Raw genomic sequence first — 23,746 nt, 5'->3', positions numbered from 1 at the left:
GGCCAATAGCGGCACATGAACGACCCGTTGGACCGTATCGCCGCCGCGTTGGAGCGCCTCTCGCCACCCCCGCCGCCCGCCGCCGATCCGCGCGCGCATCCCGCCTATGTCTGGCGGGGCGGCGCCCTGGTCCCCGTGCTTGGCTTCGCGCCGCTGCCGCTCGATAGGCTGGTCGGGATCGACCGCCAGAAGGCCGCCTTGCTCGGCAATCTTCGCCGTCTCGCCAGCGGATTTGCCGCGCAGGACGTGCTGCTGTGGGGCGCGCGCGGCACCGGCAAGTCGGCGCTGGTCAAGAGCGCGGTCGCCGCGATTCAGGCTGAGGCGGGCCAGGCTGGGTCGGGCCATCTCGCACTCGTCGAAGTCTCCGACCTGACCGGCCTGCCGATGCTGTTTGCCACGCTTGCCGGAGTGCAACGCGCGTTTGCGGTATTCGTCGACGATCTCGGCTTCGACGTGCCGGCCGAGGCGCGCGCGCTGCGTTCGATGCTCGAAGGGGGCAGCGAGCCGCGGCCGCACAACGTCCGTCTGCTCGTGACCGCGAACCGGCGTCATCTGGCGCCCCGCGACATCGCCGAACAGGAAAGCGCGATCAACCCGCGCGACTCGGCCGACGATCATCTGGCGTTGTCGGATCGCTTCGGGCTGAGTCTCGGCTTCCACGCGCTCGACCAGGACGGGTATCTGGCGATCGTCGCCGGCTATGCAGCGGCGTACGACCTGACGTTCGAGCCTGCGGATGCGATCGGATGGGCCACGCGCCGCGGCAGCCGATCAGGCCGCGTCGCGTGGCAGTTCGTCGTCGACCTGGCGGGCCAGGCCGGCCGCAGCCTTTGACCTAGCTGCTGCCCTCGACCTGTTCCGCCAGTTCGAGCCAGCGCAGTTCGGCGGCCTCCTTCTCGGCGCGCGCGACTTCGATCGCCTTGGTCAGCTTCGCGAACGTCGCATTGTCGCGCATGTAGAGATCGGGCTTGGCGAGCTTGACCGCATCGGCCGCCATCTGCGCGTCGAGTTCCTCGATCCGCTTCGGCAACAACTCGTAATCGCGCTGATCCTTGTACGTCAGTTTCGCGCGGGGGGCGGCCACCGCCGGAGCGGTCGCCGCGACCTTCTTCGACGCACGCTTGCCGGTGGTCGTCGAGACGCGGCGCTTTTCCCAATCCTCGTAGCCGCCTGCAACGACATCCACGGTGCCCGAGCCATCAAGCCCAAGCGTGATCGTCACGGTCCGGTCGAGGAAGTCGCGGTCATGGCTGACGATCAGCACGGTGCCGTCGTAATCGCCGATCACCTCCTGCAACAAATCGAGCGTCTCGAGATCGAGATCGTTGGTCGGCTCGTCGAGCACGAGCAGGTTCGACGGCTTGGCGAACTCGCGCGCCAGCAGCAGCCGTGACCGTTCGCCACCCGACAGCGATCCGATCTTCGCGTCGACCATGTTCGGATCGAACAGGAAGTCCTTCAGATAGCCGTGGATGTGCTTGCGCACGCCGAGCACGTCGATCCATTCGCCGCCATCGACGACGACTTCGCGGACTGTCTTCTCGGGTGCCATCAGGCTGCGCTGCTGGTCGATCACCACCGCGTCCAAGGTCTGGGCGAGTTTGATCGAGCCGCTATCAGGCTGAATCTCGCCGGTCAGTAGCTTCAACAGCGTCGACTTGCCCGCGCCGTTGCGTCCGACGATGCCGATGCGGTCGCCGCGAGTCACCCTCAACGTCAAGTCGCCGATGATCGTGCGGTCGCCGTATACCTTGGTGACGTTCTTGGCGTCGATCACGACCTTCGACTTGGTGTCGTCGCTGGCAGTCGTCAGGTTCGCCGAGCCCTGCGGCCCGATCATCGAGGCGCGTTCGGCACGCATCTCGTGCAGCTTGGTGAGACGCCCCTGGTTGCGCTTGCGCCGCCCGGTGACGCCGCGGAGGAGCCAATGCTCCTCAAGCTTCAGGCGCGCGTCGAGCTTCTCGGCTTGACGCTGTTCTTCGGCATAGACCTGCTCGGTCCACGCCTCGAACCCGCCAAAGCCGATCTCGGCACGCCGGATCGCGCCGCGATCGAGCCACAGCGTCTGCTTGGTGAGTCGTGTCAGGAAGGTACGGTCATGGCTGATCACGACGAACGCACCGCGGAAGCGCTTGAGCCAGTCCTCGATCCATTCGATCGCGCCGATATCGAGATGGTTGGTCGGCTCGTCGAGCAGCAGCACGTCGGGATCCTGCGACAACGCCCGGACGATCGCCGCGCGGCGCCGCTCGCCACCCGACGCGGAGGCCGCCTCGCGCGACAGGTCGATGCCGAGCTGGTCGGCGATCGAATCCGCCTCGTAGTTCACCGGCGCATCGTCGCCCGCCATCACGTAATCGCGCAACGTCGCGAAGCCGCGCAGGTCGGGCTCCTGCTCCAGGATGACGACGCGGGTGCCGGGGACGATCGTGCGACGCCCTTCGTCCGCGATGACGCTGCCGCCGAGCAGCTTGAGCAAGGTCGTCTTGCCGGCGCCGTTGCGGCCGATCAGCGCGAGCCGGTCGCGCGGTCCGATGTGGATGTCGAGATTGCGAAAGAGCCATCCCGAGCCCTGGACGAGCCCGAGGCCTTCGAATGCTAAGATTGGTGCTGCCATGTTCGCGCCACGTAGGGGCGGCGGGTGATGCAGGCAAGTTACACCGTCATGCTAACCTGCGTCAGTACCTTGCGCGGGGCCATTCACTGGCTGTTCAATGCCCGGCCGCTATGCCACGGCCATGAAGATGTTGCTCCTCCTTGCGACCCTGGCCTCGGCGCCGTCACTGATGGCTGCGGCACCGATGATGGCGGGCGCGGACCAGCGCCGTAGCGACCAGATGTCCGCGTTTCAGGCACGCAAGACCGGCGGGCTGTCGCTGCGGGAGATCGAGGGACGCGTGATCCCGACGATGAAGGGCGCGCAGTATCTCGGTTCCGACTATGATTCGGGCAGCGCCATTTACACGCTGAAATTCCTGCGCGATGGAACCGTCATCTGGGTCGACGTCGATGGCCGGAGCGGCCAGATCGTCGGCCGCACCGGTCGCTGACCCCTTAATCGAGAGGACTATCATGCGCGTTCTGATCGTCGAGGACGAGCCGAATCTCGGCCAGCAACTGAAGAACACCCTGGAAGGAGCCGGCTACGCGATCGACCTCGCAGTCGATGGCGAAGAGGGGCATTTCCTCGGCTCGACCGAGAATTACGACGCGGTCGTGCTCGATCTCGGCCTGCCGGAGATCGACGGGCTGACGGTGCTTGATCGCTGGCGGAAAGAGGGCAAGACGATGCCCGTGCTGGTGCTGACCGCGCGCGACAGCTGGTCCGACAAGGTCGCCGGCCTCGATGCAGGTGCCGACGACTATGTGGCGAAACCGTTCCAGAGCGAGGAACTGATCGCGCGTCTGCGGGCGCTGATCCGTCGGGCGTCGGGCAATGCCTCGTCCGAGCTGACTGCGGGCGACATCCGCCTCGACACGCGCAGCGGCAAGGTCACGCGCGCCGGCGAGCCGGTGAAGCTGACCGCGCAGGAGTATAAGCTGCTCAGCTACCTGCTCCACCACAAGGGCAAGGTCGTCAGCCGGACCGAGCTGATCGAGCATATCTACGACCAGGATTTCGATCGCGATTCGAACACGATCGAGGTGTTCGTGACGCGCATCCGCAAGAAGCTCGGCCAGGACGTGATCACGACGATCCGCGGCCTCGGCTACAGCCTCGAAGACCCGGCCGCCTGATCGGCTGACGATGGATACCGCGCCGCCGACAGACCCACTCAAGACCGACACGCCGATCCGCGTCCCGGCGGCGGTGAAGGGGTCGCTGTCGCGGCGGATGATCCTGATCGCGGCGGTATGGATCGGCGTGCTGCTCAGCGGCGGCGGGTTCGCGCTCGATAGGGTGCTGTCGGCGGCGGTGACGCGCAATTTCGACGATCAGCTCGAATATGTCCTGCGCTCGTTGCTGAACTCGTCCGAGATCGGACCCGACGGCGAAGTGATCTTCACCCGCGACGCCGCCGCCGATCAGCGTTTCGTCGAGCCCTATTCGGGTCTGTACTGGCAGGTGTCGGGCAAGGGGCACGAAGATTTCCCGTCGCGGTCGCTCTGGGACCGGCATCTGGCGTTCGGCGGGAAGCATGACGACCGCAACGCGCATTTCTACGACAGCTCGCAATTCCCCGACGAGCAGCTGCGGATCGTCGAGCGCGACGCGGTCATCCCCGGTTCGAAGGTGCATTGGCGGTTCCAGGTCGCGCAGAGCCGCGACGGGCTGAATGCGCAGATCACCACCTTGCGGCGTACGCTCGTCCGCAGCTTCGCCTTGCTCGGGCTGGGGTTGATCGTACTGGCGGCGCTGCAGACGTTCTACGGTCTCTGGCCGTTGCGTCGGGTGCGCGAGGAGATCGCGCGGATGCGTGCGGGGCAGGCGAACCGCGTGTCGAGGGCGATGCCGGTCGAGGTCGCGCCGATGGTCGAGGAACTGAACGCGCTGATCGAGCATAACGAGCGCCAAGCGGAGGAGGCGAGGCGGCATGCCGGCAACCTCGCGCATGCGCTCAAGACGCCGCTGACGGTGATCATGAACGCCGCCACCGCGCAGTCCGACGACCTCGCCGACACGGTCATCCGCGAAGCGCGGACGATGCGGCGCCAGGTCGATCACCACCTCGCGCGCGCGCGGGCTGTCGGGCGACGCGGGTCTGCGCACAGCCGTGCGGAGGTATGGCCGAGCCTGGAGTCGGTCGAGCGTGCGGTCGGGCGACTGTATCGCCACGTCCGCATCGACGTGACCGGGCCGCGCGGGTTGCAGGTCCATGTCGAGCGGCAGGATCTCGACGAGATGCTCGGTAACCTCATCGAGAACGCGGCCAAATATGGTGGCGGCAGCGTGTTCGTGACGGTCGGCGCACAGGCGGGGTTCGTCGAGTTCCTGGTCGAGGACGACGGTGTCGGCATTCCTGAGGAGGAGCGCGTCCGTATCTTCGATCGCGGCGTGCGGCTGGATACGGGGAAGCCGGGGACGGGGCTGGGGTTGGCGATCGTGCGCGACGTGGCGGAGATCTACGAGGGGACCGTGGCGCTCGAGGAGAGCGAAGACCTTGGTGGGTTGCTCGTGCGATTGCGGTTGCCGGCAGCGAACTAAGCGGTACTAAAACCGACGCTTAGCAACCGTCCGTCATCCTGACCAAAGTCAGGATCCAGGGTAACAAACGCGGCGCTATATGGCTCTGGATCCTGACTTTCGTCAGGATGACGGCGACGGTGACGGTGACGGTGGCTGGTGGCTACCCCCGCGACCGCGCCTGGCGATACGTCCCCAGCACGCGCAGCCATTTCGAATGGAACCCCAGTTCCTCCAGCGCATGATCGAGGTTCGCGTCGCCCGGCTTCCCCACCACATCCGCATAGAATTCCGTCGCGGAGAAGCTGCCGTTGCGCTGGTAGCTTTCCAGCTTGGTGATGTTCACCCCGTTGGTCGCGAATCCGCCGACCGCCTTGTAGAGCGCCGCGGGGACGTTCTTTACCTCGAAGATCAGCGTCGTCATCCATTCGCCACCGACCGGCTCCTGCGCCGCGGGCGGCTTGCCGCCGCGCGCCAGCACAACGAACCGAGTCGTGTTGTGGTCCGCATCGGCGATGTCGGTCGCGAGCAACTCCAACCCGTATAGCCCGGCCGCAGCAGGTGGCGCGAGCGCGGCGATTGCCGGATCGGCAAGCTCGGCGACCTTGGCTGCGGCCCCCGCGGTGTCGGGATAGCTCACCGGCTCGATCCCGTGCGCCTTCAGCCAGTGTCGGCACTGCCCGAGCGCCTGCGGGTGGCTCATCGCCTGGCGGATACCGTCGCGCGGCCCTGCGCCCATCAGCGCATGGCGGATCGGCAGGAAATGTTCGCCGGTGATGACCAGCCCCGATTCGGGGAGCAGGAAATGGATGTCGGCGACGCGGCCGTGGAGCGAATTCTCGATCGGGATGATCGCGCAATCGGCACGGCCGTCCTTCACCGCATCGATCGCGTCGGAGAAATCGAAACAGGGCAGGGGCAGGCCGTCGGGGAACGCCTCGACCGCGGCGACATGGCTGTTCGCACCCGGCGCGCCTTGGAACGCGACCGCGCGCGCGGGCTCGGCGGCGGCGGCGTCGGTCATCCGCGCGACGATCGGGCGGGCGGGTGCGGCGAAGTTTTCCATGCGCAGGCCGAGTAGAGAGCCGCCGCGCGCCAGACAAGCGCGGCTTGCGGTGCGCGCCCGCGTTTTCTATGGCTATCCCAAACAGAACAGGGCGGATGCACAAGATGGACAATCGGACCAATACGATCGCCGGCTGGGTGCTCGCAGGCTGTGGTGCGGCGCTCGGGTTGTCGATCGTCGGCGGGATGATGTTCCACGGCGAGCGCCCCGAGAAGATGGGCTATGCGATCGAGGGTGTCGTCGCCGAGGGCGGCGAGGGTGCCGCCGCCGACGTGCCGATCGCCTCGCTGCTGCCGACCGCCGACGCCGCCAAGGGCGCCGAAGTGTTCAAGAAGTGCGCCGCCTGCCACACCATCAACCAGGGCGGTGCGAACGGCGTCGGCCCGAACCTGTACGGCACGGTCGGCGAGGAAATCGCCAAGGGCAAGAACGGCTTCGCCTTCTCGTCGGCGCTGGCCGGGATCGGTGGCAAGTGGGACTTCGACAAGCTGAATGCGTGGCTGACCTCGCCGCGCAAGTTCGCGCCGGGGACGAAGATGACCTTCGCGGGGCTCGGAAATGCGCAGGACCGCGCGAACGTGATCCTGTATCTCAACCAGCAGGGTTCGAACCTGCCATTGCCGGCGGCCCCTGCGGCTGGCGCTGCTCCGGCGGCTGGCAAGGATGCTGCGGCGAAGGATCAGCCGGCGACGGCGAATGCGGCGGAAGCTGCGGCTACCAAGGGCGCGCCGACTGCGGACATCGCGAACACCGGAACGCCAGCGTCTGGCGCGCCGTCGGTGGATCCGGAAGCAGCCCGCAAGGGCGCCCGCTCGGAGAAGTAACCGCTACTGGCGGGGAAGATCAGCAAGGATTTATCCTCCCCTTTGGTGGGGGAGGATGAGGCCAAGATTAGGGGCGCCGTCTACGTTCCGATCCCACTCCATTCCGTCATCCCGGCGCACGCCGGGACCCATGGACACGGAGCGTCCGCTTATGAAGCGGACCGCAACCGTGGGTCCCGGCTTCCGCCGGGATGACGGAGTAGGTGGTAGTTAGAACAGGGAAACAGCTCAGCCCTCGGCGGCTTCCTTCTCCGCCCGCTCGCGATAGAACGACTGCACCGCGTCCCACGCCTCGTCCGCGGTCTCGACATAGCGGAAGATCCCGAGATCCTTCTCGCTGACGACGCCTTCCTCGACCAGCGCATCGAAGTTCACGACCCGCTCCCAGAACTGGCGGCCAAACAGCAGCACCGGGATCGGCTGGATCTTGCCCGTCTGGATCAGCGTCAGCAGCTCGAACAGTTCGTCGAACGTCCCGAACCCACCCGGAAAAGCCGCCAGCGCCCGCGCATGCAGCAGGAAGTGCATTTTCCGCAGCGCGAAATAGTGGAACTGCACCGACAGCGACGGCGTGACGTACGGGTTCGGCGCCTGCTCGTGCGGCAGGACGATGTTCAGCCCGATCGACTCGGCGCCGACGTCGTCCGCGCCGCGGTTTGCGGCTTCCATGATCGATGGACCGCCCCCCGAACACACCACGAACTGCCGCCAGCCACGCTCGTCGCGCGGGAGCACGCTGACCTTCGCCGCCAACTCACGTGCGACGTCGTAATATTTCGACTTCTCGACCAGCCGCTCGGCGATCTTCTTCGATTTCTCGTCGGTGGCCAGCTTAAGCAGCGCCTGCGCCTTCGACGGCTCGGGAATGCGCGCGGAGCCGTAGAACACGAACGTCGAACCGATCTTCGCCTCGTCGAGGACGAGTTCAGTCTTCAGCAATTCGAGCTGGAACCGCACCGGCCGCAGGTCTTCGCGCAACAGGAAATCCATGTCCTGGAAGGCGAGCCGGTAATGCGGATGCTGCGTCTGCGGGGTGGAAACGGAGTCGCGAGCGGACTCGGCATCCTGGCTGGCGTTCGGAAAAACGCGCGATGGTACTCGTGTATCGGTCATTCAGGCGCGATTAGAGGAAACGCGGGGGGAGGGCTAGAGCGGTGCGCTAGCGGCAGAAATTGGCGTGATCGTCTTCGAGATGGAGGTGGTTGCGGTGGGCGGCGTTGTAGTCGGGGCTGAGCACCGTGCCGAACCGCTTGCACGCCGATGCGTGGATCGTCTGGAGGAACTGGCGGACCTGCGGATCGGGCGAGTTCCAGTCGTTGAGCACCGTGATTCGCCGCCCGTCCTTCAGCACGAACCCGCCGACATCGATCGCATTGGCGATCGCGTGCCCCGAGCGGCGAGTGGGACCGCGCGTGGAGCCGACGACGTTGCGACACGCGTAACTCCCCATGCTGTCGACCCGCGCGAGTTCGCTGCCGAGCATCTGGTACGCGGCGGGCGCGACCGCGTTGCGCGTCCAGCCGATGAACGCGCGCGCCGCGCCGCAGCGGACTGCGGTGAGATTGGCCACGGGCACGCCGATATCGACCAGCTTCACCGTGCCGGCGAGACCGCAACCGGGCCCCGTTTCGCGGTCGGGCAGGACTTGGAACGACACGTGGAGTTCGCGCAGGTCGGCGAGGCACTGCGCGGTCTCGCGGTTGCTCGGGACGGATAGGTTGGGGCGGGTCTGGGTTGGCGCCGTGGGGCGATCGGCACGTCCGCAGGCGGCGAGCGCGAGGATAACGAGAAGGGGATAAAATACGCGATACATGCCCGTATAATCCCTGCCTTGGCCCTGCTTGTCACCCTTTCTCCGTTCGTGCTGAGCGAAGTCGAAGCACCTGGTAGTGTGGGAGGGTACCCTTCGACTTCGCTCAGGGCGAACGGAGAAGGGAAGGTTGACACCCCCGTGAACGCCGTTAGGGCCGGCGACGGGCCACGCGGTCCCAACGCCGCGCGTGCTCTCTGTGAGGAGAGATACATGACTGATACGACCTACGCACCCGCTACAAATGCGCCTGCACTGCCCGCTACGAAGCCGGCACGTCCCTTTTTCAGCTCCGGTCCTTGCGCGAAACCTCCGGGTTGGTCCGCGGACAAGCTTGCCACCGACTCGCTCGGTCGCTCGCATCGCTCGAAGATCGGCAAGACCCGACTGCAGTACAGCATTGACCTGATGCGCGAATTGCTGAAGCTTCCGACCACGCACCGCATCGGCATCGTCCCCGGGTCCGACACCGGCGCGTACGAGATGGCGATGTGGACGATGCTGGGCACGAAGCCCGTCACCGCGCTGGCATGGGAGAGCTTCGGCGAAGGCTGGGTGACCGATGCCGTGAAGCAGCTCAAGATCGACCCCACCGTGATCCGCGCCGACTACGGCCAGATCCCCGATCTGGACGCGGTCGATTGGTCGAACGACGTGCTGTTCACGTGGAACGGCACCACCAGCGGCGTGCGCGTGCCGAATGCGGACTGGATCCCGGACGACCGCGAGGGGCTCTCGTTCGCCGATGCGACGTCGGGCGTGTTCGCCTACGACATCGACTGGACCAAGATCGATGTCGCGACCTTCTCGTGGCAGAAGGTGCTCGGCGGCGAGGGCGCGCACGGCGTGCTGATCCTCGGACCTCGCGCAGTCGAGCGTCTGGAGACCTACACACCCGCCCGGCCGCTGCCGAAGGTGTTCCGCCTCGTCTCGAAGGGCAAGCTCACCGAGGGCGTGTTCAAGGGCGAGACGATCAACACGCCGTCGATGCTGGCGGTCGAGGATGCGATCTTCAGCCTCGAATGGGCGAAGTCGCTTGGCGAAGACGGGCTGATCAAGCGCTCGGATGCGAATGCTGCGGCGTTGGATAAGATCGTCGCGGAGCGCGATTGGCTGGGGCATCTGGCGGTCGATCCGGCGACGCGGTCGAAGACCAGCGTGTGCTTGACGGTCGAGGGTGCGGACGAGGCGCTGATCAAGGCGATGGCTTCTGCGCTCGAAAAGGCCGGCGCGGCGTATGACGTGGCGGGTTACCGCGACGCGCCTCCGGGCTTGCGGATCTGGTGCGGCGCGACCGTCGACACCGCCGATATCGAAGCGCTCGGCCCCTGGCTCGACTGGGCCTACGCGACCGCCAAGGCGGCCTAACTAGCTACCGCGTCTTTTACGTCTTCCTTCCAACAACCACCCCCAATCCGTCATCCCGGCGCACGCCGGGACCCATGGACACGGAGCGTCCGCTCATGAAGCGGACCGCAACCGTGGGTCCCGGCTTCCGCCGGGATGACGGAGGTAGGGGTGAGTTGGTGAGGGAAGCTGAACCCCAATTCACCGAATTCCCAGGAGCAATCCCATGCCAAAAGTCCTTATCTCCGACAAAATGGATCCCCGCGCCGCCCAGATCTTCCGCGAGCGCGGCGTCGAAGTCGACGAGATCACCGGCAAGACGCCTGCCGAACTGATCGCGATCATCGGCGAGTATGACGGCCTCGCGATCCGCAGCTCGACCAAGGTCACCAAGGAAATCCTCGAGCACGCCACCAACCTGAAGGTCGTCGGCCGCGCCGGAATCGGCGTCGACAATGTCGACATCCCCGCCGCGTCGGCGAAGGGCGTGGTCGTGATGAACACGCCGTTCGGCAACTCGATCACCACCGCCGAGCACGCGATCGCACTGATGTTCGCGCTCGCCCGGCAACTCCCAGAAGCTGACGCTTCCACGCAGGCCGGCAAGTGGGAGAAGAACCGCTTCATGGGCGTCGAGCTGACGTCGAAGACGCTCGGCCTGATCGGGGCTGGCAATATCGGCTCGATCGTCGCCGACCGTGCGCGTGGCCTCAAGATGAGGGTCGTCGCGTTCGATCCGTTCCTGACGCCCGAGCGCGCGATCGAGATCGGCGTCGAGAAGGTCACGCTCGACGAGCTGCTCGCGCGCGCCGACTTCATCACGCTGCACACGCCGCTGACCGACCAGACGCGCAACATCCTCTCGGCCGAGGCGCTCGCCAAGACCAAGAAGGGTGTCCGCATCATCAACTGCGCGCGCGGTGGCCTGATCGACGAGGTCGCGCTGAAGGCGGCGCTCGACTCGGGGCAGGTCGGCGGCGCCGCACTTGACGTGTTCGTCGAGGAGCCCGCCAAGGCATCGCCGCTGTTCAACACGCCGAACTTCGTCAGCACGCCGCATCTCGGCGCGTCGACGACCGAGGCGCAGGTCAACGTCGCGATCCAGGTTGCCGAGCAGATGGCCGATTTCCTGATGTCGGGCGGCGTCACCAACGCGCTCAACATGCCGTCGCTGTCGGCCGAGGAAGCGCCGAAGCTGAAGCCGTACATGGCGCTGGCGGAGAAGCTGGGGTCGCTGGTCGGACAGCTGACCACCGGCGCGGTGTCGCGGATTTCGGTGCATACCGAGGGCGCGGCGGCTGATCTGAACGCGAAGCCGATCGTGAGCGCGGTGCTCGCGGGCTATCTCCAGACGCAGACGGCGACCGTCAACATGGTCAACGCGCCGGTGCTGGCGCGTGAGCGTGGCCTTGAGGTCCGCGAGGTCCGCACCGAGCGTGAGGCGGATTACCACACGCTGCTCCGCGTCGCGGTGAAGACCGAGGATGGCGAGCGGTCGGTGGCCGGCACGCTGTTCGGTGATTCGGCCCCGCGGTTGGTCGAGCTGTTGGGGATCAAGATCGAGGCCGATCTGGCGGGGCCGATGCTGTACGTCGTCAACGAGGATGCGCCTGGGTTCATCGGTCGTCTTGGGACGGCGCTGGGCGAGGCTGGGGTGAATATCGGGACGTTCCATCTCGGGCGCCGGTCTGCGGGTGGCGAGGCGGTGTTGCTGCTCTCGGTCGACGAAGCGGTGACGCCCGACCTGCTGACGAAGGTCCGCGCGCTCCCCGGCGTGAAGACCGCAATGGGCCTAAACTTCTAACAAGACTCCCTCTCCCCTTGGGGAGAGGGTAGGGGAGAGGGGCAGTACCAAGAGATGGCGTTTGGGGCGCCCCTCTCCCCGGCCCTCTCCCCAAAGGGGAGAGGGAGTCGTGCTCAAAACCGATGACATCATGCTGGGCCGAGCGAAGGCAATGCGGTCCGGACAGACCGGGCCGGAAATGCGGTTCTGGTACGAAGTTCGCGCCAAGCGCTTCCAAGGCGTGAAGTTCACCCGCCAGGTCGTGATCGGCGCGTTCATCGCCGATTTCGTCGCGCGTTCGCACATGCTTGTTGTCGAGCTTGACGGCGATACGCACACCGACCAAGCACGCGACGCCCGCAGGACGGCGTGGCTGGAAGAGCAGGGATATCGGGTGATCCGTTTCGCCAATACCGATGTGATGACCAATCTCGAAGGCGTTTTGCAGGTGTTGGGCGATGCACTTGTGACACGCATGGACCTGACACGATGACCGCACTCCTCCCCGAAGGTTTCCGAGATCGCCTCCCCCCGTTCGCCGATTCGGCGGCTGCGCTGGAAGCTCGCGTGCTCGAAGCAGCCCGTCTCCACGGCTACGAGCGCGTCGATCCTCCGCTCGCCGAGTTCGCCGATGGGCTTGAGATGCGACTGAAGGCTGGCGGCCTCCACGACGCGGTACGCTTCGTCGATCCGGTGTCGCAGCGGACCCTGGCGATCCGGCCGGACATCACCGCACAGGTCGCGCGGATCGCTGCCACGCGGATGGGCCACCACCCGCGTCCGGTCCGCCTGAGCTATGCCGGCTCCGTCCTCAAACTGCGCGCGTCGCAGCTCGCGCCTGCCCGCGAAACGCGTCAGATCGGCTGCGAACTCATTGGCCTCGACTCGGTCGCCGCCGCGCAGGAACTCGTCGCAGTGGCAGTCGACATGATTGCCGCGGCTGACGTTACTGGCGCGTCGATCGACTTCACGTTGCCCGACCTTGTGCCGACGCTTGCCGCGGGGCCGCTTCCCGTCGCACCCGAGCAGATCGCCACCCTGCGCGATCGCCTTGACGCGAAGGACGCTGGCGCGGTTGCCGCACTCGCGCCCGCCTACCTCCCGCTGATCGAAGCCGCCGGCCCATTTGCGCAGGCGATGGACCGCCTCCGTGCCTTCGACACGACCGGCGCTTTAGCCTCCCGCCTCGACGGCCTCGCGCACATCGCCGAAGCCCTCGACGGCCGCGTCGCGCTCACGCTCGACCCGACCGAGCGCCACGGCTTCGAATACCAGACCTGGCTCGGCTTCTCGCTCTTCGCCGACGGCTCGCCACGCGAAGTCGGCCGCGGCGGCACCTACACCGTGGTCCACGAAACCGGGGCCGAGGAAGCCGCTACGGGCTTCTCGCTCTATGCCGATGCACTCGTCGAACGCGTGGCAACAGTCGACCGCCGCCGCCTCTTCCTCCCGTTCGGCACGCCAGCCAGCGAAGGCGCAGCGATGCGCGCGCAAGGCTGGGTCACCGTCGCTGCACTCGACGCCGGCGACACCCCCGAAGCACAAGTCTGCACGCATCTATGGGTGGCGGGCGAGCCCCGCGCGCTGTAGGCGCTGCGCGTAATCCTCAGGAGATAGAGTTTGGCCAACGTAGCAGTCATCGGCGCGCAATGGGGCGACGAAGGCAAGGGCAAGATCGTCGACTGGCTCGCCGAGCGCGCCGACATGGTCGTGCGCTTCCAGGGCGGCCACAATGCCGGCCACACGCTGGTCGTCGGCGACAACGTGTACAAATTGTCGCTGCTGCCGTCGGGCATCGTGCGCGGAACGCCGTCGTTCATCGGCAACGGCGTGGTGCTCGATCCCTGGGCGCTGAAGGACGAGATTGCCCGGCTTGGCGCGCAGGGCGTCGTCGCGACGCCGGAGACGCTGCGGATCGCCGACACCTGCGCGCTGATCCTGCCGTTCCACCGCGATCTCGATGGTCTGCGCGAAGACGCCAGCGGCGCCGGCAAGATCGGCACGACCCGTCGCGGCATCGGGCCCGCGTATGAGGACAAGGTCGGCCGCCGTGCGATCCGCGTGTGCGACCTCGCGCATCTCGACGATCTAGGGCCGCAGCTCGATCGCCTTACCGCCCACCACGACGCGCTGCGCGCTGGCTTCGGCGAGCCGCCGATCGATCGCGCGCGCCTGATTGCGGACCTGCACGAGATCGCTGGCTTCGTGCTACCGTTCGCCAAGCCCGTCTGGCGCGATCTCAACGCCGCGCGTTCGGCGGGCAAGCGCATCCTGTTCGAGGGCGCGCAGGGCGTGCTGCTCGACGTCGACCACGGCACCTATCCGTTCGTCACCTCATCGAATACCATTGCGGGCGCAGCGGCCGGCGGGTCGGGCCTCGGACCATCGGCAGTGGGCTTCGTGCTCGGGATCGCCAAGGCTTATACGACGCGCGTTGGTTCGGGGCCTTTCCCGACCGAGCTCGAGAACGAGACCGGCGAGCGTCTCGGCGTGCGCGGGCACGAGTTCGGCACCGTCACCGGGCGGAAACGTCGCTGCGGCTGGTTCGACGCGGTGCTGGTGCGGCAGGCGGCGGCGGTCGGTGGCATCACCGGGATCGCGCTGACCAAGATCGACGTGCTCGACGGGTTCGAGACCGTATCGATCTGCACCGGCTACAAACTGCGCGGCGAGACGCTCGATTATTTTCCGGCGCATGCGGCGGACCAGGCGCTGGTCGAGCCGATCTACGAGACGATGGAAGGCTGGCAGGAAACGACCGCTGGTGCGCGCAGCTGGGCCGACCTGCCCGCGCAGGCGATCAAGTATATCCGCCGTATCGAGGAGCTGATCCGCTGCCCGGTGACGCTGGTGTCGACCAGCCCGCAGCGTGCCGACACGATCCTCGTCCGCGATCCGTTCTCGGACTGATACGAAAAAAGCCAGGCGATCGCTCGCCCGGCTTTTCATTTACTCTCTGACGGTGGGATCAGCGCGGAGTGGTCGTGCCGGTCGTCCCGCCCGTGGTCGAGCCCATCGTCCCAGTGGTGGTGCCACCCATCGTGCCTGTGGTGCCGCCCATCGTGTCGGCGCCCATCGTGCTACCGGTCGTGCCGGACATCGTGCTGCCCGTCGTGCCAGTACCGCTCATCGTGCCCGACGTGGTGCCGCGCGTCCGGCTACGCGCCTTGGTGCCACGCTGGGTCCGCGTCGTCGTGGTCGATTGAGTGCTGGTCGACGGACTCGCCTGATCCATTGTGCCGGTCGACATGCCGCCGGTCGTGCTGCCCGCGGTCGAACCGCCCATGGTACCGCCGCTCATCGTGCCACCCGTGGTGCCGCCCATCGAGCCGCCGGTACCACCGGTCGTCTGCGCCATTGCCACGCCCGGGATGATCAACGCTGCCGCTGCGATCGAAGTCAGAATACGCATTTCGCTCTCCTATGTTATTGAAGCGCAAGCGTTTCAGTCCTGCTTATGTTCCGTCGTCAGCCGCACTGGCCCCGATGCAGCAATGCCTGGTCGGCCAGCACAAGCGCCACCATCGCCTCGACCACGGGGACTCCGCGGATGCCGACGCACGGATCGTGACGGCCCTTGGTGGCGATCGTGGCGGCCTCGCCGGTCGGGCTGATCGTCTCGACCGGGGTGAGGATCGAGCTGGTCGGCTTGAACGCCACGCGCAAGGTGATCGGCTGGCCGGTCGCGATGCCTCCAGCAATACCGCCGGCATGGTTGGCGAGAAACTCCGGGCCATCGACGCCCGGCCGCATCGGATCGGCATTCGCCTCGCCCGACAGCGCGGCAGCCGCGAACCCGTCGCCGATCTCGATGCCCTTGACGGCGTTGATGCTCATGCAGGCGGAGGCGAGTTCGGAGTCGAGTTTGGCATAGAGCGGCGCGCCCCAGCCTGCGGGCACGCCGGTCGCCTCGCACGCGATCACCGCACCGAGCGACGAGCCTGACTTGCGTGCCGCGTCGACGAGCGCCTCCCAGCGGAGCGCGGCCTCGGCGTCGGGACAGAAAAACGGGTTCTGGTCGATCTGCGCATCGTCGAAGTTGGCCGGATCGATCGCATCGCCACCGATCGCCTCGACCCACGCGCGGACGCGGACCTGCGGAACGACGAGCCGCGCGACCGCACCGGCGGCGACACGCGCGGCGGTCTCGCGCGCCGACGACCGGCCACCACCCCGAAAATCGCGAAACCCGTATTTCGCGTCATAGGCATAGTCGGCGTGGCCGGGGCGATAGGCCTTGGCGACGTCCGAATAGTCCTTCGAACGCTGGTCGACATTCTCGATCATCAGGCTGATCGGCGTCCCCGTCGTGCGTCCCTCGAACACGCCCGAGAGGATGCGGACCGTATCCGGCTCGCGCCGCTGCGTGGTGAAGCGGGAAGTCCCGGGGCGACGCTTGTCCAGCCAGGGTTGGATATCGGCCTCGGTCAGCGGGATGCCAGGCGGGCACCCGTCGACGATCGCACCTAGCGCAGGGCCATGGGATTCGCCCCATGTGGTGAAGCGGAACAGCCGTCCGAACGTATTGAAGCTCATTCCGCTGCGACCGCGTCCCAGGCGGCGCCGAACCGCTTTGCCATGTAACGCGCCGTGCCGAAACGACCCGCCATGAGTCCAGCCACGGTAAAGTCCGCGTCCAGCGATTCCCAATGCAAACCGAATCCGACGCCCAAGATTTCGACTTCCGCGATTTGATCCGGGGTCGCGCGATCGAAGCCCTGCAACAGGTGCGGGGGGAACGCGAACGTCGATCCGTTCACCAGATCGACCACGATACGATCCTGGTCGCGATCGTAGCGCGCGCTCTTCGCCCGGGGCTTGGTCGCCATTGCGATGCGACCGCGTTCGTTCGCAGCCAGGATGTCTTCGTCAGTCAGCTCGGTCATGGATTTCGACCCATTTCATCAGCAGCATTGTCTGGTTCTGAGCGACGGCGGCAAGCGCACGCCGCTGCATCGCTCCGCTCAGTCCTTCCGCATATATCATGCGCGGAGACCGCCCGTCGCCTCCGATCTCGATCTTCGCTTCGCCGTCTCCGAATACGTGGACATGAGCCGGTGCGTGATCGTCGAGGAAGATCATGAACCGCAGGCCATGTAGCCGGAGGACGGTCGGCATCAAGCCAAAGCGATATCGGGGGCGTCTTCAGCTTTCATGCCGATCACGTTGTAGCCGGCGTCGACGTGGTGCGTTTCGCCCGTGACGCCCGAAGCCAGGTCGCTCAGCAGGTACAGCCCCGCGCCGCCGACATCGTCAATCGTCACGTTGCGCTTCAGCGGCGAGTTCAGCTCGTTCCACTTCAGGATCAGGCGGAAATCGCCGATCCCGCTCGCCGCCAGCGTCTTGATCGGACCCGCCGAGATCGCATTCACGCGGATGTTGTCGCGGCCGAGGTCGACCGCGAGATACTGCACGCTCGTCTCCAGCGCCGCCTTCGCGACCCCCATCACGTTGTAATGCGGAATAACCTTCTCCGCGCCGTAATAGCTGAGCGTCAGCATCGCGCCGCCCTCGGTCATCATCTTGGCCGCGCGCTGCGCCACCGCGACGAACGAATAGACCGAGATGTTCATCGTCATGAGGAAATTGTCGAGGCTGGTATCGACGAACCGCCCGCGCAGTTCGTTCTTGTCTGAAAAGCCGATCGCGTGGACGACGAAGTCGATCGTCGGCCATTCCTCGGCGAGCTTGTCGAAGGTCGCATCCAGCGCGCCCATGTCCGACACGTCGCAATCGAACAGCCGCGCCACGCCCAGTTGCTCGGCAAGCGGGCGGACGCGCTTCTCCATCGTCTCGCCCTGGTAGCTGAACGCGAGTTCCGCACCCGCTTCGGACAGCTTCTTGGCGATCCCCCAGGCCAGCGACTTGTCGTTCGCCAAGCCCATGATCAGCCCACGCTTGCCCGCCATCAAACCGTTCACGCCGTCCCCGCCTATACCTGCATATCCGTAGCAGGCTGCTCTAGCGTTGTTTCGGGTGGTTCCGCCAGTGCCGCGTTGAGATGCGCGCCGAATACAAGCCCGAGCCCGATGACATAGAAAAATAACAGCATGATGACGACACCCGCCAAGCTGCCATAGGTGAGGTCGTACCCGCCCAGCCGCGACAGGATCACCGGCAGCAACGCAGTCGCGCTGACCCACCAGGCGGTGGTGAACAGCGCGCCCGGCCATTTGCGGCACTTCGAATACCGATAGCGCGACGGCGTCACCGAATAGAACAGCAGGTACAGCGCGCCGAACATGAGCAGGCCGGGGATAAGACGAGAGAGACCGACCCACCCGGCAGCGTCCTGTGCGAACGGCACGAGCCGGTAGATGAACTGCTCCGCCGCGGTCAGGATACCCTGGACGAGGAACGACAGCAGCGCGATCACCACCGACAGGATGATCACCGCGGACGATCCGAGCCGCGATTTCCAGAACGGCGCGGTTGCCTTGATCCCGTACGCACGGTGGAAGATGTCGCGGATCGTCTCGACGAAGCTGCCGACCGTCCAAAGTCCGACGAGCGCACCGAGCCACAACAGCGACCCGGTCCGCGCGGCAAGCACGTCGGCGATCGGCTTGCGCAACAGGTCGCCGACGTTGGGCGGCAGGACGTTGAGGAACGATTCGACCGCGCGCACCGTCTCGACGCTCTGCCCAAAGATCGACAGGATCGCCGCAGCGACGATGAAGAACGGAAACACCGTCATCAACGCGAGATAGGCGAGGTTCCCCGCGTGGATGAAGCCATCGTTGAACACGCCGACGGCCGCGCGTTTGAAAACCTCGAACGCGTAACTGCCTGGCCTGACCTTCGCCATGCCACGAGTGAGACGGGCGCGCGTCGCACCATGATCGTGCGCGCGCGCTTCGGGCGTTAGGGTATTATCATTCACAAGGCGTTCAGACGCCCATGGCCCCCCGCGGGTTCCCCGCGTTGCGCCCATCCCAGCCTTCGACGAACGCGGTCAGCGCCGGATCGCTGGCTGGAATGTCGATCATCAGCGTGACCAACTGGTCGCCTCGCGTGCCGCCTTTCTTGTGGAAACCCTTGCCCTTGAGGCGCAGCGTCTTGCCCGAGGTCGTGCCCTTGGGAATCGTCAGCATCACCGGCTTGTCGACCGTCGGTGCCTTGACCGAACCGCCCAGCACCGCCTCGGCGAGCGTGATCGGAAGGTCGAGGCGGACGTCGTCGCCGTCGCGCGTGAAGAACTTGTGCGGCTGGACCTCGATCGTCAGGATCGCATCGCCTGCGCCGCCCGGACCCTGCTCGCCCTTGCCGGCGAGCTTCATCTGCGTGCCGCTCTCGACGCCTGCGGGGAGCTTGAGATCGAGCGTCTTGCCGTCTGCCAGCGTCACGCGCTGCGGCTCCAGCGTCGCCGCCTCGACAAACGGGACCTGCAGGCGATACGCGGCATTCTCGCCCCTGGGCTGCGGGCGCCGACCGAAGCCGCCGGAGAACCCGCCGCCGCCGCCCCGCTGCGCGCCGCCGAACAGCCCTTCGAAGATATCGCTCATGTCGGCCCCGCCGGCGCCGCTCTCATAGCCCTCGCTGCGGAAGCCTCCGCCGGGCTGCGGTCGCCCGCCGCCGCCGCCGAAGCCGAACGGTGATGCCGGGTTGCCCTCGCCGTCGATCTCGCCGCGATCGAACCGTGCGCGCTTGTCCTTGTCGTTCAGCAGGTCGTACGCGTTGGTGACGGTGCTGAACCGCTCCGACGCCTTCGGATTGTCCTTGTTGCGATCGGGGTGAAGCTCCTTTGCGAGCTTGCGGTACGCCTTCTTGATGTCGGCTTCGGTCGCGTCTCGCGCTACACCCAGAGTCTTGTACGGATCGGCCACTTACGTCCCCATTCTAACTTGCGCGTCTATGTGGGGCGAGGGCGTCCGCAACGCAATTGCGCGCGGGGTGTTTGGTTGCACGAGAGGAACGATCATGACCAAACAACCGATGCAGGGCGTGCCGAAGAACGACGACGGCGCGAAGGAGAAGGACGGCGTTAACAACGCGCCGGCCAAGGACAAGAGCGGAGAGAGCGGCGGTGGCTCGTATCCGAACCCGCACGACGAGAAGTAAGACCGCTACACGCCAGACCCCACCGTGTTCTCCCGCGAAAGCGGGAGCCCAGGGTAACAATGGATGACGCTTGTGGCCTGGACTCTTGCCTTCGCGGGAGAGCGGGTTCGGAAGTTTAGGCCTGAGTAGTCTCATCCAAAGGCGCGACATCCACGCTCACATCCATGTTCTGCGCCCCCGACCCGAGCACCACCCCATCCACCGGCGCGATCTCGGCATAATCCCGCCCGACCGCCATCACGATGTGATCGCTCGCCATCCAGATCCCGTTGGTCGGATCTACCCCGACCCAGCCGCGCACCGGCCCGCACCATAGCAGCACCCACGCATGCGTCGCATCCGCCCCGACCAGCCGCGGCTGACCCTCGGGTGGGATCGTCCGGATATACCCCGACGCATACGCGGCGGGCAGGCCAGCCGCGCGCAAGCCGGTGATCATGATCTGCGCGAAATCCTGGCACACGCCCTTGCGCTGGAGGAACGCCTCGTGCGGCGGCGTATCGACCAGCGTCGCGTCCGCATCGAATTCGAACTCAACCTGGATCCGACGCGCAAGCGCGATCCCGGCTTCCAGCGCGCCGCGCGAAGGGTCGAGATCGACCGCGCAATAGTCGGCGATCGCCTGGTCGAGCGGGATCAGCGGCGAAGGATAGATATAATTCGCCGGACTCGCCGCGGAAAGATCGGTGCTCGCCCGCGCCATCGCCGCGATCTCGCCCAGCGTCGGATCGCTCGCATCGGGCACCGGCACGAGGCGATCCACCGTCATCCGCGACCGGCTCTCGATCGTCAGGTGGCGAACCGGGCTGTCGACGACCAATCGCGTCACGTTGGCCAGCCCCGCCTCTGCCCGCGCCGCGCTGGTACGCCCGGCCGGATGCACCGACAGCGCATAGCTATCCAGATGCTGCCCCGGCCAGTCGATCGGCTTCAACCGCAGATTGCACCGCGCAAACTTCACGCTCGCGCCATAATCGAACGTCGTGACGTGGCGAATGTCGTAGATCATGAAAATCCTCCCCGGCACGGGGAGGGGGACCGCCAGCTTGCTGGTGGTGGAGGGGGGGCGCCACGAACAATGCGCTGGTGGAGAGCCCCCTCCACCATGCGCTGCATGGTCCCCCTCCCCGTACCGGGGAGGATTTGCAGCGTCACGCCCCTCACGCCAACGTCAGCCCGCTAGTCCGCAACGGCTCCGCACCCTGCAGGAAATACCGCCGCGCCAGCGCATCCGACACCGCTCCCAAGCGCCGCTCGATATCCCCCAGCGTCTCCGCATCCAGCTCCGCGGCCGTCGCAGTCATCACGATCGCCTGCAACCCGGTCGCTTGCGCCTGTTGCGGCTCCGCCATCTCGTCGTCGCTCAGCACGGGCAACTCCGCCAGTCGCGCCGCGATCCGCTCCGCCGAAAACGCGAGGCTGCGCGGATTGCCCGGATCGAGCGCCACCAGATCCATCACCGGCACGCGAGCGATCCCGGTCGGATAGCGCTGCCGATAACTGATCTGGCTGTCGGCCAGGTCGAGCAGCACCGACAGATCGTCCGGTGACGCCCCCGGCATCCCGAACAACCGGATCGCGCGCGCCATCGCCATCGCCCGCTCGATCCGTCGCCCGAGATCGTGAAAGCGCCACGCCGCCGTCCGTCCCATATGCTCCGCCGACAACCCCGCGATCGCCGCGTAGCGCCGTTGCAGCGACCCCGCCCGCTCCAGCATCCCGCGATGCGTCGGGAAGGGCGCCTCGAGCAACCGCACCATGTCCGCCGACAACCGGTCGCGCGAGCCTTCGCCGATCTCGCGCGCATGGCGGTTGAGCGTGAGGATCGACTGCCAGCGCTCGTCCTCCATCGCGGTGCGGGCGAGCGCGGTCAGGTCGGCGCGGCGCAAGCTCGGCGGATGTGGCGCGCTGCCCGCCCCGACGATCAGCCCGACCAGCTTGCCGACAGTGGTGGGCGACAGCACAGCGCCGCCGTCGACGTCGATCGAATTGCCGAGCATCACGCGGATCGCGCCGAGCAGAGCCTCGCCGCGCTCCAGATAGCGCCCGAGCCAGTAGAAATTGTCCGCTACCCGGCTCGGCAACGTCCCCGGATTGCGCCGCACCTGAAGCGAGTCCGCGGCGGTCAGCAACGACACGGGCGCGACCGGCTCGGCACCATAGATGCAGACGTCGGCGGACCAGATGCCTTCGCCCATTACCGCCGCTCGCGCGTCGGGATGCTCGCCGATCCGCGCGAACCCGCCGGGAAGGACGGTCCATTCGCCGTCGCCGTTACGCGCCGCGAAGACGCGCAGGGTGAAGGGGCGGGGGACGAGTGCATCGCCAACGACGACCGGCATCGTCGAGAGCTGGACCAGCTCCTGCCCGACATAATCCTGCGGCCTATTCGCCATATCGGCGAGCAGACGCGCTCGGTCCTCGCCGGTGATATCCGTGCCCGTGACCGGGCCGCCGGTCATGCCGAGAGGCCGCGAATGGAACGCCGGACCGATCAGCAGGCGGTCGAAATTGGCGTCGACCTGCGCCCGCGCGCCGTCCTGCCCACACCACCACGTCGCGATGTTGGGCAGCAGCAGGTCTTCGCCGAGCAGCGACTTTGCCAGCTGTGGCAGGAACGCCGAGAATGCCGGCGCCTCCAATACCGCCGAGCCCGGCGCGTTCGACAGCACGACGTTGCCAGCGGCATAGGCATCGATCAGCCCGGGAACGCCGATCTGCGAATGCGTGTCGAACGCCAGCGGATCGAGCAGCCGCGGGTCGAGCCGCCGCCACAGCGCATCGATCCGCTTGAGCCCACCGATGGTGCGGACATACACCTTGTCCTCGAGCGCGGCGAGATCGGCGCCCTCGACCAGCAACAGCCCCAGATAGCGCGCAAGATGCGCCTGCTCGGGATAGCTCGGGTTGAACCGGCCCGGCGTCAGCAGCCCGATCCGCGGGTCGGTCCGCTTGCACATCGCCGCGATCCCGGCACGGAACGCGGCGAAGAACGGCGCATGCCGCTGGACGTTGAGCCGATCCTGCAACCCGCCGAGCGTCCGGCTGACGGCGATACGGTTCTCCAGCGCGTAACCAGCACCAGCGGGCGCGCGGAGGTGATCGGCGAGCACGCGCCACTCGCCGGTCGGCCCGCGGCCGAGATCGATCGCGATGAAATCGAGATGGCGGCCGCCGGGCGGGTCGAGCCCGACCATCGGTCGCAGGAAGAACGGGCTGCCGGTGACCAGCGCGGCGGGGATGTGGCCGTCGGCGACCAGCTTTCCCTCTCCGTAGAGGTCGGCGATCACCGTCTCCATCAACGTCGCGCGCTGGATCACGCCGCGCTCGATCCCGGCCCATTCGCCGGCCTCGATCAGCAAGGGTACGGGCGAGACGGGCCACGGGCGCTCATCGGGTTCGTCGGCGATGCGGAAGCCGGTGCCGATGTCGACCGCATGCCGCTGGACGCGTTCGCGAATGTGGCCGAGGTCGTCCGAGGCGACCATCGCGAGCTCGGCGAACATCGCCGCCCAGGCCGGGTCGGCGCTACCGTCTTCAGCGGGGCAGAGCACGTCGGCGCTGGTGCTGCGCGCGCAATAGTCGGCGATCCAGCGCTCGGCATGGATCATCGCGTCGAAAAGGGGCGCGGTGTGCGTCGCCGTGTCCAATGCCTCAAGCCCCCGAATACAGGCGGCGGTGTTTCACCTTTCGACGCGGCGGTGCAACATAAATTGTCGGTAAGGGCGAT

At 66.6% G+C, this 23,746-nt stretch carries 24 protein-coding genes; 11 read left to right on the top strand and 13 right to left on the bottom strand.

The features are described from left to right. Positions 1-15 precede the first annotated feature (15 nt). Positions 16-834 (top strand): ATP-binding protein, encoded by an 819-nt coding sequence (locus C8J43_RS02165; RefSeq protein ID WP_133029540.1) that lies wholly within the window; start codon positions 16-18, stop codon positions 832-834. Position 835: 1 nt separating this feature from the next. On the opposite strand, the gene C8J43_RS02160 is transcribed toward C8J43_RS02165, so the two are convergent. Next, the gene (locus C8J43_RS02160) at positions 836-2,617 is read right to left on the bottom strand and encodes an ABC-F family ATP-binding cassette domain-containing protein (protein ID WP_133029539.1); all 1,782 of its coding nucleotides are present in this window, start codon (positions 2,615-2,617) and stop codon (positions 836-838) included. A gap of 121 nt (positions 2,618-2,738) precedes the next feature. Between C8J43_RS02160 and C8J43_RS02155 the strand changes: the two genes are divergently transcribed. From C8J43_RS02155 to C8J43_RS02145, 3 genes are all read left to right on the top strand, one after another. Next, positions 2,739-3,050 carry a hypothetical protein gene (locus C8J43_RS02155; protein WP_133029538.1) on the top strand — a complete coding sequence of 104 codons (312 nt, stop codon included), beginning with the start codon at positions 2,739-2,741 and terminating at the stop codon, positions 3,048-3,050. Positions 3,051-3,072: 22 nt separating this feature from the next. Beyond that, positions 3,073-3,738, top strand: a complete 666-nt coding sequence (locus C8J43_RS02150; protein ID WP_056054968.1) for a response regulator transcription factor — start codon at positions 3,073-3,075, stop codon at positions 3,736-3,738. 97 nt (positions 3,739-3,835) lie between these two features. After that, complete coding sequence (locus tag C8J43_RS02145; protein WP_133030007.1) at positions 3,836-5,146, top strand: HAMP domain-containing sensor histidine kinase; 1,311 nt, start codon at positions 3,836-3,838, stop codon at positions 5,144-5,146. Between the two features lie 142 nt (positions 5,147-5,288). Here the strand turns inward: C8J43_RS02145 and C8J43_RS02140 are convergent, their stop codons facing one another. Further along, entirely contained in the window at positions 5,289-6,191 is a 903-nt protein-coding gene (locus tag C8J43_RS02140) for a prephenate dehydratase (protein WP_133029537.1), read from the bottom strand. A 104-nt stretch (positions 6,192-6,295) separates the two neighbouring features. On the opposite strand from C8J43_RS02140, the gene C8J43_RS02135 reads away from it, so the two are divergent. Beyond that, positions 6,296-7,015: a cytochrome c family protein gene (locus C8J43_RS02135; RefSeq protein ID WP_133029536.1), complete on the top strand. Its 720-nt coding sequence runs from the start codon at positions 6,296-6,298 to the stop codon at positions 7,013-7,015. 228 nt (positions 7,016-7,243) lie between these two features. On the opposite strand, the gene C8J43_RS02130 is transcribed toward C8J43_RS02135, so the two are convergent. Continuing rightward, entirely contained in the window at positions 7,244-8,128 is an 885-nt protein-coding gene (locus C8J43_RS02130; RefSeq protein ID WP_056484830.1) for a TIGR00730 family Rossman fold protein, read from the bottom strand. 46 nt (positions 8,129-8,174) lie between these two features. Next, positions 8,175-8,828 (bottom strand): extensin family protein, encoded by a 654-nt coding sequence (locus C8J43_RS02125; RefSeq protein ID WP_207893311.1) that lies wholly within the window; start codon positions 8,826-8,828, stop codon positions 8,175-8,177. Positions 8,829-9,038: 210 nt separating this feature from the next. Here C8J43_RS02125 and C8J43_RS02120 point away from each other — a divergent pair, with 210 nt between their 5' ends. The 5 genes from C8J43_RS02120 (at position 9,039) to C8J43_RS02100 (ending at position 14,865) form a co-directional block, all read left to right on the top strand. Beyond that, positions 9,039-10,193, top strand: coding sequence for a phosphoserine transaminase (locus tag C8J43_RS02120; protein WP_133029535.1), 1,155 nt, complete (start codon positions 9,039-9,041; stop codon positions 10,191-10,193). 205 nt (positions 10,194-10,398) lie between these two features. After that, positions 10,399-11,976, top strand: a complete 1,578-nt coding sequence (serA, locus tag C8J43_RS02115; RefSeq protein WP_133029534.1) for a phosphoglycerate dehydrogenase — start codon at positions 10,399-10,401, stop codon at positions 11,974-11,976. Positions 11,977-12,127: 151 nt separating this feature from the next. Next, positions 12,128-12,448 (top strand): endonuclease domain-containing protein, encoded by a 321-nt coding sequence (locus tag C8J43_RS02110; protein ID WP_133030005.1) that lies wholly within the window; start codon positions 12,128-12,130, stop codon positions 12,446-12,448. Further along, positions 12,445-13,545, top strand: a complete 1,101-nt coding sequence (locus C8J43_RS02105; protein ID WP_133029533.1) for an ATP phosphoribosyltransferase regulatory subunit — start codon at positions 12,445-12,447, stop codon at positions 13,543-13,545. The genes C8J43_RS02110 and C8J43_RS02105 overlap by 4 nt, the downstream gene beginning before the upstream one ends. Before the next feature lie 30 nt (positions 13,546-13,575). After that, a complete protein-coding gene (locus C8J43_RS02100; RefSeq protein WP_133029532.1) occupies positions 13,576-14,865 on the top strand; it encodes an adenylosuccinate synthase in 1,290 nt (429 codons plus the stop codon). A gap of 58 nt (positions 14,866-14,923) precedes the next feature. Here C8J43_RS02100 and C8J43_RS02095 read toward each other — a convergent pair whose 3' ends face one another. From C8J43_RS02095 to C8J43_RS02065, 7 genes are read right to left on the bottom strand one after another with little or no spacing between them, the layout of a single operon-like run. After that, the gene (locus C8J43_RS02095; RefSeq protein WP_133029531.1) at positions 14,924-15,367 is read right to left on the bottom strand and encodes a hypothetical protein; all 444 of its coding nucleotides are present in this window, start codon (positions 15,365-15,367) and stop codon (positions 14,924-14,926) included. Between the two features lie 56 nt (positions 15,368-15,423). Continuing rightward, positions 15,424-16,491, bottom strand: a complete 1,068-nt coding sequence (gene aroC, locus C8J43_RS02090) for a chorismate synthase (RefSeq protein WP_056061118.1) — start codon at positions 16,489-16,491, stop codon at positions 15,424-15,426. Then, entirely contained in the window at positions 16,488-16,841 is a 354-nt protein-coding gene (locus C8J43_RS02085) for a DUF2442 domain-containing protein (protein WP_133029530.1), read from the bottom strand. The genes aroC and C8J43_RS02085 overlap by 4 nt, the downstream gene beginning before the upstream one ends. Next, positions 16,825-17,073, bottom strand: a complete 249-nt coding sequence (locus C8J43_RS02080) for a DUF4160 domain-containing protein (protein ID WP_133029529.1) — start codon at positions 17,071-17,073, stop codon at positions 16,825-16,827. Before C8J43_RS02080 ends, C8J43_RS02085 begins: the two co-directional genes overlap by 17 nt. After that, entirely contained in the window at positions 17,073-17,876 is an 804-nt protein-coding gene (gene fabI, locus C8J43_RS02075) for an enoyl-ACP reductase FabI (RefSeq protein WP_107964572.1), read from the bottom strand. Before fabI ends, C8J43_RS02080 begins: the two co-directional genes overlap by 1 nt. Positions 17,877-17,887: 11 nt before the next feature. Continuing rightward, positions 17,888-18,889: a YihY/virulence factor BrkB family protein gene (locus C8J43_RS02070; RefSeq protein ID WP_133029528.1), complete on the bottom strand. Its 1,002-nt coding sequence runs from the start codon at positions 18,887-18,889 to the stop codon at positions 17,888-17,890. Then, the gene (locus C8J43_RS02065; RefSeq protein WP_133029527.1) at positions 18,846-19,781 is read right to left on the bottom strand and encodes a DnaJ C-terminal domain-containing protein; all 936 of its coding nucleotides are present in this window, start codon (positions 19,779-19,781) and stop codon (positions 18,846-18,848) included. The genes C8J43_RS02070 and C8J43_RS02065 overlap by 44 nt, the downstream gene beginning before the upstream one ends. Positions 19,782-19,875: 94 nt before the next feature. Here C8J43_RS02065 and C8J43_RS21755 point away from each other — a divergent pair, with 94 nt between their 5' ends. After that, entirely contained in the window at positions 19,876-20,016 is a 141-nt protein-coding gene (locus C8J43_RS21755) for a hypothetical protein (RefSeq protein WP_165899525.1), read from the top strand. A 115-nt stretch (positions 20,017-20,131) separates the two neighbouring features. Here the strand turns inward: C8J43_RS21755 and C8J43_RS02060 are convergent, their stop codons facing one another. Continuing rightward, positions 20,132-21,025, bottom strand: coding sequence for a transglutaminase family protein (locus C8J43_RS02060; protein WP_133029526.1), 894 nt, complete (start codon positions 21,023-21,025; stop codon positions 20,132-20,134). Between the two features lie 151 nt (positions 21,026-21,176). Then, complete coding sequence (locus tag C8J43_RS02055; protein ID WP_133030004.1) at positions 21,177-23,627, bottom strand: circularly permuted type 2 ATP-grasp protein; 2,451 nt, start codon at positions 23,625-23,627, stop codon at positions 21,177-21,179. Positions 23,628-23,746 lie beyond the last annotated feature (119 nt).

The sequence above is a fragment of the Sphingomonas sp. PP-CE-1G-424 genome (assembly GCF_004341085.1).
GTDB lineage: Bacteria > Pseudomonadota > Alphaproteobacteria > Sphingomonadales > Sphingomonadaceae > Sphingomonas.
The sequence above is the reverse complement of the archived record's forward strand: the minus strand, read 5'-3'. Positions and strand labels throughout refer to the sequence as shown.

Coding starts and splice junctions, on each gene's coding strand:
- C8J43_RS02165 (WP_133029540.1), top strand. CDS start 16: ATGAACGACCCGTTGGACCGTATCGCCGCCGCGTTGGAGCGCCTCTCG.
- C8J43_RS02160 (WP_133029539.1), bottom strand. CDS start 2,617: ATGGCAGCACCAATCTTAGCATTCGAAGGCCTCGGGCTCGTCCAGGGC.
- serA (WP_133029534.1), top strand. CDS start 10,399: ATGCCAAAAGTCCTTATCTCCGACAAAATGGATCCCCGCGCCGCCCAG.
- C8J43_RS02130 (WP_056484830.1), bottom strand. CDS start 8,128: ATGACCGATACACGAGTACCATCGCGCGTTTTTCCGAACGCCAGCCAG.
- C8J43_RS02070 (WP_133029528.1), bottom strand. CDS start 18,889: ATGGGCGCAACGCGGGGAACCCGCGGGGGGCCATGGGCGTCTGAACGC.
- C8J43_RS02060 (WP_133029526.1), bottom strand. CDS start 21,025: ATGATCTACGACATTCGCCACGTCACGACGTTCGATTATGGCGCGAGC.
- C8J43_RS02125 (WP_207893311.1), bottom strand. CDS start 8,828: ATGTATCGCGTATTTTATCCCCTTCTCGTTATCCTCGCGCTCGCCGCC.
- C8J43_RS02110 (WP_133030005.1), top strand. CDS start 12,128: ATGCGGTCCGGACAGACCGGGCCGGAAATGCGGTTCTGGTACGAAGTT.
- C8J43_RS02055 (WP_133030004.1), bottom strand. CDS start 23,627: ATGATCCATGCCGAGCGCTGGATCGCCGACTATTGCGCGCGCAGCACC.
- C8J43_RS02080 (WP_133029529.1), bottom strand. CDS start 17,073: ATGCCGACCGTCCTCCGGCTACATGGCCTGCGGTTCATGATCTTCCTC.
- C8J43_RS02105 (WP_133029533.1), top strand. CDS start 12,445: ATGACCGCACTCCTCCCCGAAGGTTTCCGAGATCGCCTCCCCCCGTTC.
- C8J43_RS02120 (WP_133029535.1), top strand. CDS start 9,039: ATGACTGATACGACCTACGCACCCGCTACAAATGCGCCTGCACTGCCC.
- C8J43_RS02155 (WP_133029538.1), top strand. CDS start 2,739: ATGAAGATGTTGCTCCTCCTTGCGACCCTGGCCTCGGCGCCGTCACTG.
- C8J43_RS21755 (WP_165899525.1), top strand. CDS start 19,876: ATGACCAAACAACCGATGCAGGGCGTGCCGAAGAACGACGACGGCGCG.
- C8J43_RS02135 (WP_133029536.1), top strand. CDS start 6,296: ATGGACAATCGGACCAATACGATCGCCGGCTGGGTGCTCGCAGGCTGT.
- C8J43_RS02140 (WP_133029537.1), bottom strand. CDS start 6,191: ATGGAAAACTTCGCCGCACCCGCCCGCCCGATCGTCGCGCGGATGACC.
- C8J43_RS02085 (WP_133029530.1), bottom strand. CDS start 16,841: ATGACCGAGCTGACTGACGAAGACATCCTGGCTGCGAACGAACGCGGT.
- C8J43_RS02150 (WP_056054968.1), top strand. CDS start 3,073: ATGCGCGTTCTGATCGTCGAGGACGAGCCGAATCTCGGCCAGCAACTG.
- aroC (WP_056061118.1), bottom strand. CDS start 16,491: ATGAGCTTCAATACGTTCGGACGGCTGTTCCGCTTCACCACATGGGGC.
- C8J43_RS02145 (WP_133030007.1), top strand. CDS start 3,836: ATGATCCTGATCGCGGCGGTATGGATCGGCGTGCTGCTCAGCGGCGGC.
- C8J43_RS02095 (WP_133029531.1), bottom strand. CDS start 15,367: ATGCGTATTCTGACTTCGATCGCAGCGGCAGCGTTGATCATCCCGGGC.